The organism is Sinomonas albida, assembly GCF_004919045.1.
Lineage (GTDB): Bacteria > Actinomycetota > Actinomycetes > Actinomycetales > Micrococcaceae > Sinomonas > Sinomonas albida.
In genome coordinates, this window is the sequence record NZ_SWDW01000004.1 from 222,011 (window position 1) to 239,626 (window position 17,616).

Annotated in this window: 12 protein-coding genes and 1 tRNA gene; 11 read left to right on the forward strand and 2 right to left on the reverse strand. The window is 68.8% G+C overall.

The features are described 5' to 3' along the window. Positions 1-147 precede the first annotated feature (147 nt). The 3 genes from gltB (at position 148) to pyk (ending at position 7,843) form a co-directional block, all read left to right on the forward strand. Entirely contained in the window at positions 148-4,758 is a 4,611-nt protein-coding gene (gene gltB, locus E6A26_RS05730) for a glutamate synthase large subunit (RefSeq protein WP_136610223.1), read from the forward strand. After that, on the forward strand, positions 4,751-6,208 hold the full coding sequence (locus E6A26_RS05735) for a glutamate synthase subunit beta (RefSeq protein WP_136610224.1): 1,458 nt from the start codon (positions 4,751-4,753) through the stop codon (positions 6,206-6,208). Before gltB ends, E6A26_RS05735 begins: the two co-directional genes overlap by 8 nt. Before the next feature lie 126 nt (positions 6,209-6,334). Next, on the forward strand, positions 6,335-7,843 hold the full coding sequence (pyk, locus tag E6A26_RS05740) for a pyruvate kinase (protein ID WP_136610225.1): 1,509 nt from the start codon (positions 6,335-6,337) through the stop codon (positions 7,841-7,843). A gap of 161 nt (positions 7,844-8,004) precedes the next feature. Here pyk and E6A26_RS05745 read toward each other — a convergent pair whose 3' ends face one another. Next, the gene (locus E6A26_RS05745; RefSeq protein ID WP_136610281.1) at positions 8,005-8,562 is read right to left on the reverse strand and encodes an ANTAR domain-containing response regulator; all 558 of its coding nucleotides are present in this window, start codon (positions 8,560-8,562) and stop codon (positions 8,005-8,007) included. A gap of 254 nt (positions 8,563-8,816) precedes the next feature. Between E6A26_RS05745 and E6A26_RS05750 the strand changes: the two genes are divergently transcribed. From E6A26_RS05750 to E6A26_RS05765, 4 genes are all read left to right on the forward strand, one after another. Further along, positions 8,817-8,898, forward strand: a tRNA-Leu gene (locus tag E6A26_RS05750). A 68-nt stretch (positions 8,899-8,966) separates the two neighbouring features. Next, positions 8,967-9,167 (forward strand): ribbon-helix-helix protein, CopG family, encoded by a 201-nt coding sequence (locus E6A26_RS05755; RefSeq protein WP_136610282.1) that lies wholly within the window; start codon positions 8,967-8,969, stop codon positions 9,165-9,167. Continuing rightward, positions 9,164-9,532, forward strand: a complete 369-nt coding sequence (locus E6A26_RS05760; protein WP_136610226.1) for a type II toxin-antitoxin system death-on-curing family toxin — start codon at positions 9,164-9,166, stop codon at positions 9,530-9,532. The genes E6A26_RS05755 and E6A26_RS05760 overlap by 4 nt, the downstream gene beginning before the upstream one ends. Before the next feature lie 66 nt (positions 9,533-9,598). Next, positions 9,599-10,144 (forward strand): dihydrofolate reductase family protein, encoded by a 546-nt coding sequence (locus tag E6A26_RS05765; protein WP_136610227.1) that lies wholly within the window; start codon positions 9,599-9,601, stop codon positions 10,142-10,144. Positions 10,145-10,207: 63 nt separating this feature from the next. Here E6A26_RS05765 and E6A26_RS05770 read toward each other — a convergent pair whose 3' ends face one another. Continuing rightward, complete coding sequence (locus tag E6A26_RS05770) at positions 10,208-10,726, reverse strand: hotdog fold thioesterase (RefSeq protein WP_136610228.1); 519 nt, start codon at positions 10,724-10,726, stop codon at positions 10,208-10,210. 103 nt (positions 10,727-10,829) lie between these two features. On the opposite strand from E6A26_RS05770, the gene polA reads away from it, so the two are divergent. The 4 genes from polA (at position 10,830) to rpsA (ending at position 17,406) form a co-directional block, all read left to right on the forward strand. Further along, positions 10,830-13,463 (forward strand): DNA polymerase I, encoded by a 2,634-nt coding sequence (gene polA / locus E6A26_RS05775; RefSeq protein WP_234865114.1) that lies wholly within the window; start codon positions 10,830-10,832, stop codon positions 13,461-13,463. A 40-nt stretch (positions 13,464-13,503) separates the two neighbouring features. Then, positions 13,504-14,787, forward strand: coding sequence for a GNAT family N-acetyltransferase (locus E6A26_RS05780; RefSeq protein WP_136610230.1), 1,284 nt, complete (start codon positions 13,504-13,506; stop codon positions 14,785-14,787). Between the two features lie 49 nt (positions 14,788-14,836). Then, the gene (locus tag E6A26_RS05785) at positions 14,837-15,790 is read left to right on the forward strand and encodes a polysaccharide deacetylase family protein (protein WP_136610231.1); all 954 of its coding nucleotides are present in this window, start codon (positions 14,837-14,839) and stop codon (positions 15,788-15,790) included. Between the two features lie 146 nt (positions 15,791-15,936). Next, positions 15,937-17,406 carry a 30S ribosomal protein S1 gene (gene rpsA / locus E6A26_RS05790; protein ID WP_136610232.1) on the forward strand — a complete coding sequence of 490 codons (1,470 nt, stop codon included), beginning with the start codon at positions 15,937-15,939 and terminating at the stop codon, positions 17,404-17,406. Positions 17,407-17,616: the final 210 nt, after the last annotated feature.

Sequence of the window (17,616 nt, forward strand, 5' to 3'; positions counted from 1 at the left end):
GGGGTTGGTTGCCCGACGCTGTTCGACGGCGCGGCACCCACCCTACAATTTCCAGTAATCAGCGCCGTGCTCGGTCCGCCGTGGCCAGCAACGCGGGGCCAACGTTGTCCCCTGTCGCTCATCGATCAGGAGGAAGGACGTTCCGTCATGACTCACCCGACACACGGCACAGCCGTCGAACTCAGGTCAGGAGGGGTCGTCTCGCCGTTCGAACGGTTCTCGGCCCTTCCTCCTTCGGCCGGTCTCTACCGTGCGGATCAGGAGAAGGACGCGTGCGGTCTCGCGATCGTCGCGACGCTCCGTGGCGAGGGCGGGCATGACATCGTCGACGCCGCCCTCCATGCCCTTCGCGCTCTCGAGCACCGCGGCGCCGTCGGCGCCGACGAGGGAACGGGAGACGGCGCAGGCATCCTCCTGCAGATCCCGGACGACTTCTTCCGCGCGGCGGTAGACTTCGAGCTTCCCGCGCTCGGACAGTACGCGGTCGGCATCGCCTTCCTTCCCTCGGAGGACCGTGAGGACACCGCGGCCCGCGCGGGCATCGAGGCTCTGGCCGAGGCCGAGGGCCTCACAGTGCTCGGCTGGCGCGAGGTCCCGATCGTCGCGGAGCTCGTCGGTGCGATGGCGCGCGCCTGCATGCCGCGCTTCGCGCAGCCGTTCTTCGGGAGCGCCACGGGTGAGCTGCTGGACCGCGACGACCTCGACGCGCGGGCCTGGCGCATCCGCAAGCGCGCGCAGAACAAGCACGGCGTCTACTTCCCGTCGCTCTCCTCGCGCACCATCGTGTACAAGGGCATGCTGACCACGGCCCAGCTCGAGCCGTTCTACCCGGACCTCTCGGACGAGCGGTTCACCACGAAGCTGGCGATCGTCCACTCGCGCTTCTCGACGAACACGTTCCCCTCGTGGCCGCTCGCGCAGCCGTTCCGCACGATCGCGCACAACGGCGAGATCAACACGGTCAAGGGCAACCGCAACTGGATGCGCGCGCGCCAGTCCCAGCTCGCGAGCCCGCTCCTGGGGGACGTGCCCGAGGAGCTGTTCCCGATCTGCACGCCCGGGGCGTCCGACTCGGCGTCGTTCGACGAGGTTGCCGAGCTCCTGTGGCTCTCTGGCCGCCCGATCACGCACGCCATCATGATGATGATCCCGGAGGCGTGGGAGAACCACGCGACCATGGATCCCGCGCGCCGCGCGTTCTACGAGTACCACTCCCTGCTCATGGAGCCGTGGGACGGCCCCGCGGCCGTGTCGTTCACGGACGGAACCCTCGTCGGCGCGACGCTCGACCGGAATGGGCTGCGCCCCTGCCGCTACTGGGTCACGGAGGACGGCCTCGTGGTCTTCGCCTCCGAGGTCGGCGTCGTCGACATCGAGCCGGCGAAGGTCGTCAAGAAGGGCCGCGTGGCCCCCGGCAAGATGTTCGTCGTGGACACCGAGGCCGGGCGCATCATCGAAGACGCCGAGGTCAAGGCCGAGGTCGCGGGGGCCAACCCGTGGCAGGAGTGGCTCGACCAGAACGTCATCCGGCTCAAGGACCTTCCGGAGCGCGAGCACGTCATCCACACGCCGCAGTCGGTCAATGTCCGCCAGCGTACGTTCGGCTACACGCAGGAGGAGCTCCGCGTGCTCGTGGGGCCGATGGCCCGCACGGGCGCCGAGCCGATCGGGGCGATGGGCTCCGATACGCCGGTCGCGGTCCTGTCCAAGCGGCCGCGCCTGCTCTTCGACTACTTCGTGCAGTCGTTCGCCCAGGTGACGAACCCGCCGCTCGACGCGATCCGCGAGGAGCTCGTGACGAGCCTCAACGGCGCGATCGGCCCGAACGGCAATCTCCTGCGCATGGGTCAGGTCAAGGAGAAGCAGGTCGTCCTGACCTTCCCGGTCATCAACAACGATCAGCTCGCGAAGATCTCGAACATCGAGAACGACCAGGGCGACCGGATCGCCGTCAAGGTCCGCGGTCTCTACCGTCCCGAGGGCGGCGAGGCCGCGCTGCGGTCGCGGCTCACGGAGATCTGCGAGCAGGTCTCCGGGGCGATCAATCGCGGCGTCCAGTACGTCGTGCTGTCCGACCGCGACTCGAACGCGCAGTGGGCCCCGATCCCGTCGCTCCTGCTCGTCTCGGCCGTCCACCACCACCTCCTCCGCAGCGCGAACCGGACCAAGACCGCACTCATCGTCGAGGCCGGCGATGTACGCGAGGTCCACCACATGGCGGTGCTCCTCGGCTATGGCGCGTCGGCGGTCAACCCGTACCTCGCGATGGAGTCGGTCGAGGAGCTCATCCGTTCCGGCGAGCTTCCCGGCGTCTCGCCCGAGGACGGCGTCTACAACCTCATCAAGGGCCTCGGCAAGGGCGTCCTCAAGATCATGTCCAAGATGGGCATCTCGACCGTCGCGTCGTACTGCGGCGCGCAGACGTTCGAGGCGCTCGGCCTGTCCCAGGACCTCGTCGACGAATTCTTCGCGGGCACACACAGCCAGCTCGGCGGCGTGGGCCTCGACGTCATCGCGGCGGAGGTCGCCGCGCGGCACGAGATGGCGTACCCGGCGTCCGGCATCGAGCAGCCGCATCGCCCGCTCCTCAACGGGGGCGAGTACCAGTGGCGCCGCGACGGCGAGCCACACCTGTTCAACCCGGAGACGGTCTTCCGCCTCCAGCACGCCACGCGCGAGCGCCGCTACGACGTCTTCAAGGCGTACGCGGAGGGCATCGACGACCAGTCGAAGAACCTCATGACCCTGCGCGGCCTCCTCAAGTTCCGCGAAGGCCTGCGCCCGGCCATCCCGATCGATGAGGTCGAGCCTGTCTCGAGCATCGTCAAGCGCTTCTCGACCGGTGCCATGAGCTACGGCTCGATCTCGAAGGAGGCCCACGAGACGCTCGCGATCGCCATGAACCGCCTCGGCGGGCGCTCGAACACGGGCGAGGGCGGCGAGGACGTGGACCGGCTCCTGGATCCCGAGCGGCGCTCGGCAATTAAGCAGGTCGCCTCGGGCCGCTTCGGCGTGACGAGCCTGTACCTCACGAACGCCACAGACATCCAGATCAAGATGGCGCAGGGCGCCAAGCCCGGCGAGGGCGGCCAGCTCATGGCGCAGAAGGTGTACCCGTGGGTGGCCCGGACACGTCACTCGACGCCGGGCGTCACGCTCATCTCGCCGCCGCCGCACCACGACATCTACTCGATCGAGGACCTCGCGCAGCTCATCTACGACTGCAAGCGGTCCAACCCGAGCGCGCGCGTCCACGTCAAGCTCGTCTCTGAGGTGGGCATCGGCACAGTCGCCGCCGGCGTCACCAAGGCGAAGGCCGACGTCGTCCTCGTCTCGGGGCACGACGGCGGGACCGGCGCCTCGCCGCTCAACTCGCTCAAGCACGCGGGCGTCCCCTGGGAGCTCGGGCTCGCCGAGACCCAGCAGACGCTCATGCTCAACGGGCTGCGCGACCGTGTGGTGGTCCAGGTGGACGGGCAGCTCAAGACGGGCCGCGACGTCGTCGTGGCCGCGCTGCTCGGCGCCGAGGAGTACGGGTTCGCGACCGCCCCGCTCGTGGTCTCCGGCTGCATCATGATGCGCGTGTGCCACCTCGACACGTGCCCGGTCGGCGTCGCGACGCAGAATCCCGAGCTCCGGGCGCGCTTCAGCGGCAAGCCCGAGTTCGTGGTCAACTTCTTCGAGTTCGTCGCGGAAGAGATCCGCGAGACCCTTGCGGCGCTCGGGTTCCGCTCGCTCGAGGAGGCGATCGGCCGCTCGGAGTTCCTCGACACGCGTGACGCGATCGAGCACTGGAAGGCGGAGGGCCTGGACCTCTCGCCGATCCTCGCGGGTCTCGACTTCGACGAGGACGCGCCGCTGCGCAACCTCACGGGGCAGAACCACGAGCTTGACAAGCACTTCGACGTGCAGCTCATCGAGATGGCGCGCGAGGCGCTCACGGACCGCAACCCGGTCAAGATCAGCCTGCCCGTGGTCAACACAGACCGCTCGGTCGGCACGATGCTCGGCCACGAGGTGACCCGCACGTTCGGCACCGACTACCTCGCGACCGACACGATCGACGTGACGCTCACCGGCACCGCCGGCCAGTCGCTTGGGGCGTTCCTGCCTGCGGGCGTGACGCTCCGCTTGTTCGGCGACTCGAACGACTACGTGGCCAAGGGCCTCTCCGGCGGCCGCGTGATCGTCCGGCCCGACCGCACGAACGTCTTCCCTGCGGAAGACAACGTGATCGCGGGCAACGTGATCGGCTACGGCGCCACGAGCGGCGAGGTGTTCCTGCGCGGCATCGTGGGCGAGCGCTTCCTGGTCCGGAACTCCGGCGCGACCGCGGTCGTCGAGGGTATCGGCGACCATGGCTGCGAGTACATGACGGGCGGCCAGGCCGTGATCCTCGGACGCACGGGACGGAATTTCGGCGCGGGCATGTCCGGCGGCACGGCGTTCGTGCTCGACCTCGATGCTGCCAAGGTCAATACGCAGTCCCTCAACTCCGGCGAGCTCACGCTCCTCGAGCTCGACGACGAGGACCGCGACATTGTGCGCAACCTCATCGCGAAGCACGCGGAGGAGACGGGCTCGCAGCTCGCGCAGCGGCTCCTCGACAACTTCGACGACACCGCAGCCCGCATGACGAAGGTGCTGCCCCGCGACTACGCGGCGGTGCAGCAGACCCGCCTGGCGGCCCTCGAGGAGGGCCTCGACCCGGACGGGGAAGAAGTTTGGTCTCGCATCCTGGAGGTGACCGGTGGCTGATCCACGCGGATTCCTGAAGGTTCGGCAGCGTGAGACGCAGCCGCGCCGACCCGTGCCCGTGCGCATCATGGACTGGAAAGAGGTCTACGAGGCGCAGGAGAACGGCGTCCTCAAGCGCCAGGCGAGCCGCTGCATGGACTGCGGCATCCCGTTCTGCCACCACGGCTGCCCGCTCGGGAACCTCATCCCTGAGTGGAACGACCTCACGTGGCGAGGCAAGGAACAGGACGCGAGCGAGCGACTGCACGCGACCAACAACTTCCCCGAGTTCACGGGCCGGCTCTGCCCCGCCCCGTGCGAGACGGCGTGCGTGCTCGGCATCAACCAGCCGGCCGTGACGATCAAGCAGATCGAGGTCTCGATCGCCGAGCAGGCGTTCGAGGGCGGCTACGTCGAGCCCCTCCCGCCCGCGCGCCTCACGGGCAAGACGGTCGCGATCGTCGGTTCGGGCCCGGCCGGGCTCGCCGCTGCCCAGCAGCTCACGCGCGTCGGCCACACGGTGGCCGTCTACGAGCGCGATGACCGCATCGGCGGCCTGCTGCGCTATGGCATCCCGGACTTCAAGATGGAGAAGGACGTCCTCGACCGGCGCCTCGAGCAGATGAAGGCCGAGGGCACCCGGTTCCGCTCGGGTGTCGAGGTGGGCCGCGACGTGAGCTGGGACCAGCTGCGCCGCCGCTACGACGCCGTCGTCGTCGCCACGGGCGCTACCCTGGCGCGCGACCTCGCGATCCCCGGGCGGGACCTCGACGGCGTGCACTTCGCCATGGAGTACCTCGTCCAGTCGAACCGCGTCGTGGCCGGAGACGCCGTCGAGAACCAGATCGACGCTCGCGGCAAGCACGTCGTCATCCTGGGCGGTGGCGACACGGGAGCCGACTGCCTCGGCACGGCGCACCGCCAGCAGGCCGCCTCGGTCACGACGCTCGCCATCGGCAAGCAGCCGCCGGCCGAGCGCCCGGGCCATCAGCCGTGGCCCATGTTCCCGACGCTCTTCGAGGTTGCGAGCGCCCACGAGGAGGGCGGCGAGCGGACCTACCTCGCCTCGACGGTCGAGTACATGGGCCAGGACGGGCGCGTCACGGGGCTCAAGGTCGCCGAGACGGAGTACGTGGACGGCAAGCGCATCCCAAAGGCCGGCACCGAGCGGGTCATCCCGGCGGACCTCGTCCTGCTCTCCCTAGGCTTCACGGGGCCGGAGGAGTCCGGGCTTCCCGCGCAGATCAGCGCGCCGTTCGACGCGCGGGGCAACGTTGCGCGGGACTCCGCGTACATGACGGAGACGCCAGGCGTGTTCGTCGCGGGCGACGCCGGTCGGGGCCAGTCCCTCATCGTGTGGGCCATCGCCGAGGGACGCGCGTGCGCGGCCGAGGTTGATCGGTTCCTCATGGGGAGCACCATCCTCCCGGCGCCGGTGGCTCCGACCGACCGAGCCATTTCGGTCCTCTGATACTCGCGCGCAGGGTCCCCTCGGGGGCCCTGCGCGTTGTGGGCGGGGCCGTTCCCACCACGAACGGACCGCTAAGTTCATCCCCCAGACATCCACGTTCCCTACACAACCCCTAGGGTGAGGTATATGAGACGAGCGAAAATCGTTGCCACGTTCGGCCCGGCCATCTCGAGCTACGAGAAGACCCTCGCAGTCATCGAAGCCGGTGTCGACGTAGCCCGACTGAACATGAGCCACGGCGACCACTCCGTGCACGATGCCACGTACGAGAATGTGCGGAAGGCGTCCGCGGAACTCCACAAGGCCGTCGGCATCATGGCCGATCTCCAGGGCCCCAAGATCCGCCTTGGCCGCTTCGTGGACGGCCCCTACGAGCTGGCCCCCGGCGACGTCTTCACGATCACCACCGAGGACGTCCCCGGCACGAAGGACATCTGCTCGACGACGCTCAAGAGCCTGACCGAGGACGTCGCGCCCGGTGACTCGCTCCTCATCGACGACGGCAAGGTCGCCCTGCGCGCGACCGCGGTCGACGACGTCAAGGTGGTCACCGAGGTCGTCGTGGGCGGCATGGTGTCCAACAACAAGGGCATCAACCTGCCCGGCGTCGCGGTCAACGTCCCCGCGCTGAGCGAGAAGGACGAGACGGACCTCCGCTGGGCTCTCAAGCGCGGTGTCGACTACGTCGCCCTCTCGTTCGTGCGGGACGCGAAGGACATCGAGCGCGTCCACGAGATCATGGAGGAGGAGGGCCGCAAGGTCCCCGTCATCGCCAAGATCGAGAAGCCGCAGGCCGTGGAGCAGCTCCACGAGATCATCGACGCGTTCGACGCGATCATGGTGGCCCGCGGCGACCTCGGCGTCGAGCTGCCGCTCGAGGAGGTGCCGCTCGTCCAGAAGCGCGCCATCGAACTGGCCCGCCGCTGGGCCAAGCCGGTCATCGTGGCCACCCAGGTCCTCGAGTCGATGATCGAGAACCCGCGCCCCACGCGCGCTGAGGCGTCGGACTGCGCGAACGCCGTGCTCGACGGCGCGGACGCGGTCATGCTCTCGGGCGAGACGAGCGTGGGCGCCTACCCGATCGAGACGGTGCGCACGATGGCGAAGATCATCGAGTCCACCGAGGAGCACGGCCTCGAGCGCGTGCCCGCGCTCGGCTCGCAGCCGAAGACCCGCGGCGGCGCGATCACCCGTGCCGCGGTGACGATCGCGGACCAGCTCGACGCGAAGTACATCTGCACGTTCACGCAGTCCGGCGATTCAGCGCGCCGCCTGAGCCGTCTGCGCCCGCAGAAGCCCATCTTCGCGTTCACGCCCCTCACGTCGACGCTCAACATCCTGAGCCTGTGCTGGGGCATCCAGCCGCGCATGGTCGAGTTCGCGGAGCACACCGATCAGATGATCGCCCAGGTGGACGACTACCTGCTGCGCGCGGGCCTCGCCGAGCCGAATGACATCGTGGTGGTCGCGGCCGGTTCGCCCCCCGGGGTCGCCGGCTCGACGAACGCGCTGCGCGTGCACAAGGTCGGCGACCTTGCGGACGCCGGACAGCTCGTGGACGGCGCTGTGAAGCCGGCCCGCGAGCAGGTCGGCCCGTGGCCTGCCTCGACCGAGCCGCGGCGCCCGAAGATCTGATCGACCGCTGGCAGGAACACGAGAGGCGGCACCCGGTGGGTGCCGCCTCTCGGCGTCTGAGACAGCCGCTGTGCAGCTGGTGTTCTGCTGCTGGCCGTCCACGGCTGGCCCGCTGTGCCGCCGCGCGCCGTCGTCCGACGACGGCGCGCGGCGAGCGCGCGTCAGCTGACCTGGTTGATGATCGTCTCGGCGACCTCGCGCATGCTCAGGCGACGGTCCATGGACGTCTTCTGGATCCAGCGGAACGCCTCCGGCTCCGTGAGGCCCATCTTGGTCATGAGAAGGCTCTTGGCGCGCTCGACGAGCTTGCGGGTGGCGAACTGCTCCTGCAGATCGCTCACCTCTGCCTCGAGGGCCTTGATCTCCTCGTGGCGGGAGAGGGCGATCTCGATGGCCGGGATCAGGTCGTTCGGCGTGAACGGCTTCACGACGTAGGCCATCGCGCCGGCGTCGCGGGCGCGCTCCACGAGCTCCTTCTGGCTGAATGCCGTGAGGAGCACGACCGGCGCGATGCGGGCCTTGACGATCTTCTCCGCCGCGGTGATGCCGTCCATGACCGGCATCTTCACGTCCATCAGCACGAGGTCGGGGCGCAGTTCTTCCGCGAGCTCGACGGCCTTCTCGCCGTTGTCGGCCTCGCCCACCACGTCGTAGCCCTCTCCGCGGAGGATCTCGATGATGTCGAGACGGATGAGCGTCTCGTCCTCGGCCACGATCACGCGGCGTGAGGAGGAAGCCTTCTCCGCTTTCGGGGCGGCGCTGGGGGCGGGCGTGGGCTTGGCGGTCTTCTCCGACGTCTTCTCGGACACTCGGGCTCCTTGCTGCAGGTTCAGGGTGGAACTAGGACGATCCTACCGGTGGCGAGCCTTTTCCCGCTCGCGGACGCGGCCGGGGCGGTAGGGGCGGTAGGAGGAAGGCGCGGACGGCCTGTAGAGTTATGGCGCACGGAGCGGCGCGTTGGGCGCCGTGGAAGGCCCGAGTGGCGGAATCGGCAGACGCGCCGCACTCAAAATGCGGTATCGAAAGGTGTGTGGGTTCGAGTCCCACCTCGGGCACAGTGCTTTCCCTCGTCGTGCAGTCCAGTCAACGGCAGGTACCGTTTTGGTACCATCATGACGTGGCTATGAATCTCCGTGTCCCTGAAGACCTCGATCGGCGGCTGGAAAAGTTGGCTGCCGAAGAACACACGTCCAAGTCCGCGCTTCTCTTGCAGGGCGCAGAGTTGGTTCTGAAGCGCCACGCGCGCCGGCGCGAAATCAGCCAGGGCCTTGATTTTGTTATAGGCCATGACGCTGATTTGCTGAAGCGCCTCGAGGACGCGTGACAGCGTACCTGGACATTGAGGATGCACTTCAGGTAGTTGATCGGTACGGCTTCCATATCCGTGATGTCGGGTTGTTGGCCTCGGCGTTGGCCAGACCGGCTACGAGTGTCATGGGCGTGGAAGCCTATCCGGAACTGGCGGTGAAGGCGGCAGCCTTGTTGGAGTCGGTCGCCCGGTTCCATCCACTCATTGATGGCAACAAACGGACGGCGTGGACGCTCATGGCGCTGCTCCTGTGGATCAACGGTTACCGGCATGGCTTCACCACGGATGAAGGCTTCGACCTCGTCGTTGGAGTCGCCGCGGGCACTGTCGACTTGCTGGACTCTGCCGCCGAGATTTCCAGGCATCTGGTGTCCCGGTAGTCCTCCCGCGCTCAATGCGGCGGAATCCCTCACCACGCTCGTGCCCTCCGGGCTACGCTGGGGCCCATGGCTGACTTCGTGTACTACGTGGGAAGCAGCGTGGACGGCTTCATCGCGCAGGAGGGCGGCAACCTGGCCTGGCTCGACAAGTTCGACAATGTCGAGGGGCTGGGGGAGTCGTACCGCTCGTTCGAGGAAGGCGTGGGCTGCGTCGTGATGGGCGGCGAGACCTACCAGTGGATCCGCGAGCACCATCCGGGCGAGTGGTCGTACAGGGTGCCGTGCTGGGTGTTCAGCCACCACGAGCTGTCAGCGGACGACGGCGCGGACGTCGTCATCGTGCGCGGAGACGTGGCTGAGTTCGCGGACGAGCTGCGGCTCGCCGCGGGGGGCCGAGACGTCTACATCGTGGGCGGCGGCGACCTCGCAGGCCAGTTCCTGGCAGCCGGGCTCGTCGACCGGATCGTCGTCACGTTCGTGCCCGAGGTTCTCGGGGGCGGCGTTCCGCTCTTCGGTGCGCAGCCGCTGCCCGAGGCGCGCAGCTTCAGGCTCGTGGGACTCGAGCAGCGGGACGGGACCGTCGAGCTCGACTACCGTCTGGCTGACGGCTGACGGCTGACGCCTGAAGCCTGAAGCCTGAAGCCTGAAGCCTGAAGCCCGACGCCTGACGCCGGGCTACGCCCCCGCAGATTCCGGGCGGGGCCTGGACACGGGGGCGTCGCGGAGGAGATTCGTGATCCTCGCGGTGCACACGCGCCGGCCGGCGGCGTCCGAGATCACGATCTCGTGGGACGTCATGGTCCTGCCCAGCTGGATGGCCGTGCACACCCCTCGCACGATCCCCTCCGACGCCCCACGGTGATGGGTAGCGTTGAGGTCTACCCCGACCGCGATCCGGCCCGGACCGGCGTGGAGCGTCGCAGCGAAGGACCCCAGTGTCTCGGCGAGCGCGGCGCTCGCCCCGCCGTGGAGAAGGCCCACCACCTGGGTGTTGCCCGAGACCGGCATCGTCGCGACAGAACGCTCGGCGCTCAGCTCCTCGAACACGATGCCGAGCTTCGCGACAAGAGCCCCCACGCCCACGTCCGCGAGCCAGTCGCGAAGATGCTCGGGAACGTGCGCCGAAGCGATCTCCTGAGCGTAGTCGCCGGGCACGCCCGCGAGGCGCTCGGCTCGAGTGTCATTCCCGTCCATGCCCACTAGGCTGGCACCCGTGAGTCAAACGAGCAAAGCCGAACCCGCCGTCGTCGATCCTCTCGGAGGGGCCGGCCGCCTCCTCGTCCTCGACGGGCACTCCATGGCGTTCCGCGCGTTCTTCGCGCTGCCGGCCGAGAGCTTCCGCAACGCCGAGGGTCAGCACACCAACGCGGTGCACGGCTTCACCTCGATGCTCATCAACCTCGTGCGGGACCAGAAGCCCACCCACATCGCGGTCGCGTTCGACGTGAGCGACGAGACGACACATCGCAAGGCCGAGTACAGCGAGTACAAGGGCGGCCGCAACGAGACCCCCGCCGAGTTCCGTGGCCAGATCGACATCATCAAGCGGGTCATGGAGGCCCTCGGGATCCAGACCCTCGAGCTGCCCGGCTACGAGGCGGACGACATCCTCGCGACGCTCGCGGCACAGGGAGCCTCGAACGGCATGGAGGTCCTGCTCGTCTCGGGCGACCGGGATACCTTCCAGCTCGTCAACGACCATGTCGCGGTGCTCTACCCGCGCAAGGGCGTGAGCGACATTCCGCGGATGGACGCCGCCGCGATCGAGGAGAAGTACTTTGTGCCGCCGGCCCGCTACCCGGACCTCGCGGCGCTCGTCGGCGAGTCCGCCGACAATCTGCCGGGCGTGCCCGGCGTTGGGCCCAAGACGGCGGCGAAGTGGATCGCCCAGTACGACGGGCTCGAGGGCGTCCTCGCGCATGCGGCCGAGATCAAAGGCAAGGCCGGCGAGAGCCTCCGGGAGAACATCGAGTCCGTCGAACGGAACCGACGCCTCAACCGGCTCATCACCGATCTGGACCTCCCCGTCCAGCTCGCCGCGCTCGCGGACCCGAAGCCGGACACCGCGGCGATCGAGGCGCTGTTCGACGAGCTCGAGTTCCGGACGCTGCGCACGCGCGTCTACGAGATCTTCGAGACGGCGCCCGAGGCGTCGAGCGAGGACGTCTTCGAGGTGCCGGAGCCGACGCTGCCGTCCCCGGACGAGCTCGCCGATGCTCTCGCGAGCCTCGGCGACGCTGCCCAGGGCGCGCCGATCGCCGTGGCGGTCCGTGCCGAGCCGGCGGGTCAGCGCGAGGAGGCCACCGCCGTCGCCCTCGCTGCGCACGGTTCGGCGCTTTACGTGCCGCTCGACGGTGCCTTCCCGCCCGCCCTCTCCGCGTGGCTCGAGGACCCTTCGGTTCCGAAGGCGTTCCACGGGTACAAGGAGGCGGCCAAGGCACTGCGTGCGGTCGGCGCCGAGCTGGCGGGCGTCGTCGACGACGTCTCGATCTCCGGCTACCTCATCGAGCCGGACCGCCGCAGCTACGCCCTCGCGGACCTCGCCCAGCACCATCTCGACATCCAGCTCGGCGCGGCGCCTGCCGCCGGGCAGCTCGCACTCTCGTTCGAGGAGGACGGCGAGGCTGCCCGCGCGCTCGTGCGGGAGGCCGCCGTCATCCGCGCGCTCAACGTCGACTTCACGCCGCGCCTCGTCGAGGTGGGGGCGACAGCGCTCCTCGCCGACATGGAGCTCCCGCTCGCCCGCGTCCTCCTGGACATGGAATGGGCCGGAATCGCGGTCTCCACCGAGCAGATCGTCGCGCTCATGGACGATCTGGGCCGCGCGAGCGAGGAAGCCGCGGCGAAGGCGTACGCGGCGATCGGCCACGAGGTGAACCTCGGCTCGCCGAAGCAGCTCCAGATGGTCCTCTTCGAGGAGCTCGAGCTGCCGAGGACGAAGAAGATCAAGACGGGCTACACGACCGACGCCGCGTCGCTCAAGGACCTCCTCGACAAGACCGGGCACCCGTTCCTCGAGGGCCTCATGGCGCACCGCGAGTCGAGCAAGCTTCGGCAGATGGTCGAGACGCTCAAGAAGTCGGTCACCGCCGATTCGCGCATCCACACGACCTACGCCCAGAACATCGCCGCGACCGGGCGCCTGTCCTCCAACAACCCCAACCTGCAGAACATCCCGATCCGCTCCGAGGAGGGGCGCCGGGTCCGAGACGTCTTCGTGGTGGGTGAGGGCTACGAGTCGCTCCTCTCGGCCGACTATTCGCAGATCGAGATGCGCATCATGGCGCACCTCTCGAACGACGAGGGCCTCATCCAGGCGTACCGCGCGGGGGAGGACCTCCACCGCTTTGTCGGCGCGCGGATCTTCCACGTCGAGCCCGCGGACGTGACGTCCGAGATGCGTTCGAAGGTCAAGGCGATGTCCTACGGCCTCGCGTACGGGCTTACGTCGTTCGGGCTCTCGAAGCAGCTCGAGATCTCCGTCGACGAGGCGCGGACGCTCATGAAGGACTACTTCGACCGCTTCGGCGGGGTCCGCGACTACCTCCGCGGCGTCGTCGAGGTGGCGCGCAAGGACGGCTACACGTCGACGATCTTCGGCCGCCGCCGGTACCTTCCGGACCTCAACAGCACGGACCGCGCCCGGCGCGAGCTCGCGGAGCGCATTGCGCTCAACTCGCCGATCCAGGGCTCGGCCGCGGACATCATCAAGCGTGCGATGCTCGGGGTCGAGGAAGAGCTCCGCGAGCGGGAGCTCGGCTCGCGCCTTCTCCTGCAGATCCACGACGAGCTCGTGGTCGAGGTCGCGCCGGGCGAGGAGAGCGCGGTGCGGGACGTCGTCGTGAGCCGCATGGGCGCTGCGGCCGAGCTCTCCGTTCCGCTCGATGTCCAAGTCGGCGTGGGCCGGACCTGGAACGAAGCCGGGCACTGACGACCCACGCACGGGGACAACGATCAAGGGGCACGAACACATGGGCGACTACGAGGTGCGCCGCTTCCGGGCGGCTCTTCCGGGCGAAGACGGCTACGAGCAGACGCGCGCCTGGGTCCGGGCCGTCGGGGCCGGCTTCTACGACAAGCGTCGACCGGACGAGTTCGTGGCCAAGATGGCCGGAGCACTCGTGGCAGATCGCCGGGAGATCACCGGCGCGTACCAGCAGGGCCAGGTCCCGGCCGCGAGCCTCGGCGCCGAGGTGCCGGTCGCAACCTTCGCGACCTTCCGCAAGTCGCTCAATGTCGGCTACGGCGTGCTCGTCCCGGCCCACCTCATCACGGCAGTTACCGTGCGGCCGAGCCACCGGCGCCGCGGGCTCCTGCGGCGCCTCATGACCGAGGATCTCGAGCGGGCGAAGGCCGACGGCGTTGCCGTCGCCGCGCTCACGGCGTCCGAGGCCTCGATCTACCGCCGCTTCGGCTTCGGCGTCGCGACCTCCGAGCGCCGGGTCACCGTGACGACCGGCCCGGGCTTCCGGCTCGCGGTTCCCAGCGACGGGCGGATCGAGACGGCCGATCCTGCGGTCCTGCTCGAACTTGCCCCGCCGATCTTCGCTCGGGTCCACCGCGCGCTGCCGGGCTCGATCGACCGGCAGGAGCGCTACCGGCTGGCCGCGGGCGGGCAGTGGGACAACGACGGCGGCGAAGACGCTGCGCTGCGGGCCGCCCTGCACTTTGGTCCGGATGGCGAGCCCGACGGCTACGTGACCTACGCGTTCCGCGGCTGGGAACACGAGCCGTTCACGATCGACGTCCGTGACCTCGTCGCAGCGACACCCGAGGCGTACCTCGCCCTCTGGGATTTCCTCGGCTCGCTCGACCTCATCCGTCGCGTGTCGTGGTACGAAGCCCCCGTTGACGATCCGCTCGCGTGGGCGCTCGAGGATCAGCGCGCGATCCACGCAGAGGCGGCCCAGGACATGCTGTGGCTCCGCATCCTCGACACATCCGCCGCCCTCTCCGCTCGGCGGTACGGGGCGGATGGTGAGCTCGTGCTCGACGTGGCCGACGGCCTCGGACTCGCCGGCGGGCGTTTCCGACTGCGCGTCGACGGCGGGATGGGGGCTATATCCGATGCCGGCAGCGCGCAGCCCGACCTCAGCTTGGACGTGTCGGAACTCGCGTCGATGTACGTGGGCGGCGTTCGAGCGACTACTCTGGTGGAGGCCGGGCGAATCACCGAGGCGCGCGCCGGTGCCGCGGTGACGGCGGAACGGATGTTCGCCGTGGAACGCTCGCCCCGCTGCCTGACGCACTTCTGATTTGGCCTAACGCACTTCTGGGCCGATACCCCCACCGACTTGGAGAGACATGCCCTCCTCGCTGCCGCGTGTGACGCGGCGAGCCGTCCTCGCGGCCATGGGGGTGTCCCTTGCGGCCCTTGCAACGAGTTGCGAAGGCCCGCAGGCGGCCAGACCGTCGGTAGGCGCCCCCCAGGAGCTCCTCCCCGCACCTGTGGATTCTGCGACGGCTAGCCCGGCGCCGACGCCGGCGCCCACGCCGGCGCCCACGAAGTCCCTCCTGCGCGAGTTCAGCGTGGCGGACCGGAAAGCGGTCGAAAGCCGCTTCACGGGGCATGTGCCGCACGACTGGGGGCTCGCCATCCCGGGTCTCGTCACGCGCACGCCGTCGACCGCCGTGGCCCTCACGTTCGACGCATGCGGCGGCCCCGGGGGAGCGGGCTTTGACAAGCAGCTCATCGAGACGCTGCGCAAGCTGCATGTTCCGGCGACGTTCTTCCTCAACTCGCGCTGGATCCAGGCCAACCGGTCGCTCAGCGCCGAGCTGGCGGCGGATCCCCTGTTCGAGATCGGGAACCACGGCACCGCCCACGTTCCGCTGTCGGTCACGGGGCGCAGCGCCTACGGCATCCGCGGTACGTCCTCGGTCGGGGCGGTGCTCGACGAGCTGCTCGGGAACGCGCCGCACGTCCACGAGCTCGCAGGGTCTCCCGTTCCGTGGTTCCGGCCCGGTACGGCGTACTACGACGACGTCGCGGTCGGGGTGACTTCCGCCGTCGGCCTTGTCCCCGTCAACTTCGCGGTGAACGCAGACGCCGGTGCCACGCTGCCCGCGCCCAAGGTCGCATCGATTCTCGGTGGGGTGAAGGCGGGGGACATCGTGATCAGCCACATGAACCAGCCCAGCTCCGGCACGTCCGCGGGCTACGCGGCGGCGCTTCCGGGGCTCCTGGGGCGCGGCCTGCACTTCACGACCCTGAGCCAGTCAGGCCTCACGGTCCCGAGCGTGCCGCCGCCCGCCTAGGGGTACCTGCCGTTTTGACCCGCTTTGCGGCACGAGACTAAACTGGACGGGCGCGTAGTGCGCAGCGTTCCAATCCAACTTTCAGGATGTCTGGCCCCTGCCTGACTGCCTGACCGACAACCAATCCACATCGGAGCCCCTACTACATGACCATCACCTCCGCCGAGAAGTCCGGCACCCCGCAGGTCGCGATCAACGACATTGGCTCTGCCGAGGACTTCCTCGCCGCCGTCGATGCCACCATCAAGTACTTCAACGACGGCGACCTCGTTGAGGGAACCGTCGTCAAGGTTGACCGCGACGAGGTCCTGCTCGACATCGGGTACAAGACCGAGGGCGTCATCCCCTCCCGTGAGCTTTCCATCAAGCACGACGTCGACCCGGGCGAGGTCGTGTCCGTGGGCGATCAGGTCGAGGCCCTCGTCCTCACGAAGGAGGACAAGGAAGGCCGCCTGATCCTGTCGAAGAAGCGTGCGCAGTACGAGCGCGCGTGGGGCGACATCGAGAAGATCAAGGAAGAGGACGGCGTCGTCACCGGCACCGTCATCGAGGTCGTCAAGGGTGGCCTCATCCTCGACATCGGTCTCCGTGGCTTCCTCCCGGCTTCGCTCGTCGAGATGCGCCGCGTCCGCGATCTTGCGCCGTACATCGGCCAGAAGCTCGAGGCCAAGATCATCGAGCTCGACAAGAACCGCAACAACGTGGTCCTGTCCCGCCGTGCATGGCTCGAGCAGACCCAGTCCGAGGTCCGCTCGACGTTCCTGAACAAGCTCGAGAAGGGCCAGGTCCGCACGGGCGTCGTCTCCTCGATCGTCAACTTCGGTGCGTTCGTGGACCTCGGCGGCGTCGACGGCCTCGTGCACGTCTCGGAGCTGTCCTGGAAGCACATCGACCACCCGTCCGAGGTTGTCGAGGTCGGCCAGGAGGTCACCGTCGAGGTTCTCGAGGTGGACCTCGACCGCGAGCGCGTCTCGCTCTCGCTCAAGGCGACGCAGGAGGATCCGTGGCAGACGTTCGCCCGGACCCACGCTCTCGGTCAGGTCGTGCCGGGCAAGGTCACGAAGCTCGTTCCGTTCGGCGCGTTCGTCCGTGTCGAGGACGGCATCGAGGGCCTCGTCCACATCTCCGAGCTCGCTGAGCGTCACGTCGACCTCGCCGAGCAGGTTGTCTCGGTCGGCGACGAGATCTTCGTCAAGGTCATCGACATCGACCTCGAGCGCCGCCGCATCTCCCTGTCGCTCAAGCAGGCCAACGAGGGCGTGGACCCGGACTCGACCGAGTTCGACCCGGCGCTCTACGGCATGGCCGCCGAGTACGACGAGGAGGGCAACTACAAGTACCCGGAGGGCTTCGACCCGGAGTCCAACGAGTGGCTTGAGGGCTACGAGACGCAGCGCGCCGCGTGGGAGCAGCAGTACGCCGACGCGCAGTCCCGCTGGGAGTCGCACAAGAAGCAGGTCTCGCAGCACCTCGCCGACGACGCCGCTGCGGCGTCCGGCGGCGGCCGCGAGTCGGCCCAGACGAGCTACTCCTCCGAGGCTCCGGCCGTCGAGAGCGGCACGCTCGCGTCTGACGAGGCTCTCGCCGCCCTGCGCGAGAAGCTCACCGGCAACTAATTGGCGGCCAGGAGCCGGCTTACGGGCCGGCTCCCGGCAACTGATTTGCCGGATGGCACCTGATCTTCGGCGGCCCCGGCCGCACGAAAGTTCAATCCGCTGAAAGGGCGGGCCCTGCGAAGGCAGGGCCCGCCCTTTCGTGTTGTGGGGTCCCGTCCCGCGTGTTGTGGGGTCCCGTCCCGCGTGTTGTGGGGTCGCGTCCGTTGTGTT

Bases quoted from the DNA above. Each gene is read 5' to 3' on its own strand.
- gltB (WP_136610223.1), top strand. From the start codon at position 148: ATGACTCACCCGACACACGGCACAGCCGTCGAACTCAGGTCAGGAGGG.
- pyk (WP_136610225.1), top strand. From the start codon at position 6,335: ATGAGACGAGCGAAAATCGTTGCCACGTTCGGCCCGGCCATCTCGAGC.
- E6A26_RS05755 (WP_136610282.1), top strand. From the start codon at position 8,967: ATGAATCTCCGTGTCCCTGAAGACCTCGATCGGCGGCTGGAAAAGTTG.
- E6A26_RS05765 (WP_136610227.1), top strand. From the start codon at position 9,599: ATGGCTGACTTCGTGTACTACGTGGGAAGCAGCGTGGACGGCTTCATC.
- E6A26_RS05770 (WP_136610228.1), bottom strand. From the start codon at position 10,726: ATGGACGGGAATGACACTCGAGCCGAGCGCCTCGCGGGCGTGCCCGGC.
- polA (WP_234865114.1), top strand. From the start codon at position 10,830: ATGGCGTTCCGCGCGTTCTTCGCGCTGCCGGCCGAGAGCTTCCGCAAC.
- E6A26_RS05780 (WP_136610230.1), top strand. From the start codon at position 13,504: ATGGGCGACTACGAGGTGCGCCGCTTCCGGGCGGCTCTTCCGGGCGAA.
- E6A26_RS05785 (WP_136610231.1), top strand. From the start codon at position 14,837: ATGCCCTCCTCGCTGCCGCGTGTGACGCGGCGAGCCGTCCTCGCGGCC.
- rpsA (WP_136610232.1), top strand. From the start codon at position 15,937: ATGACCATCACCTCCGCCGAGAAGTCCGGCACCCCGCAGGTCGCGATC.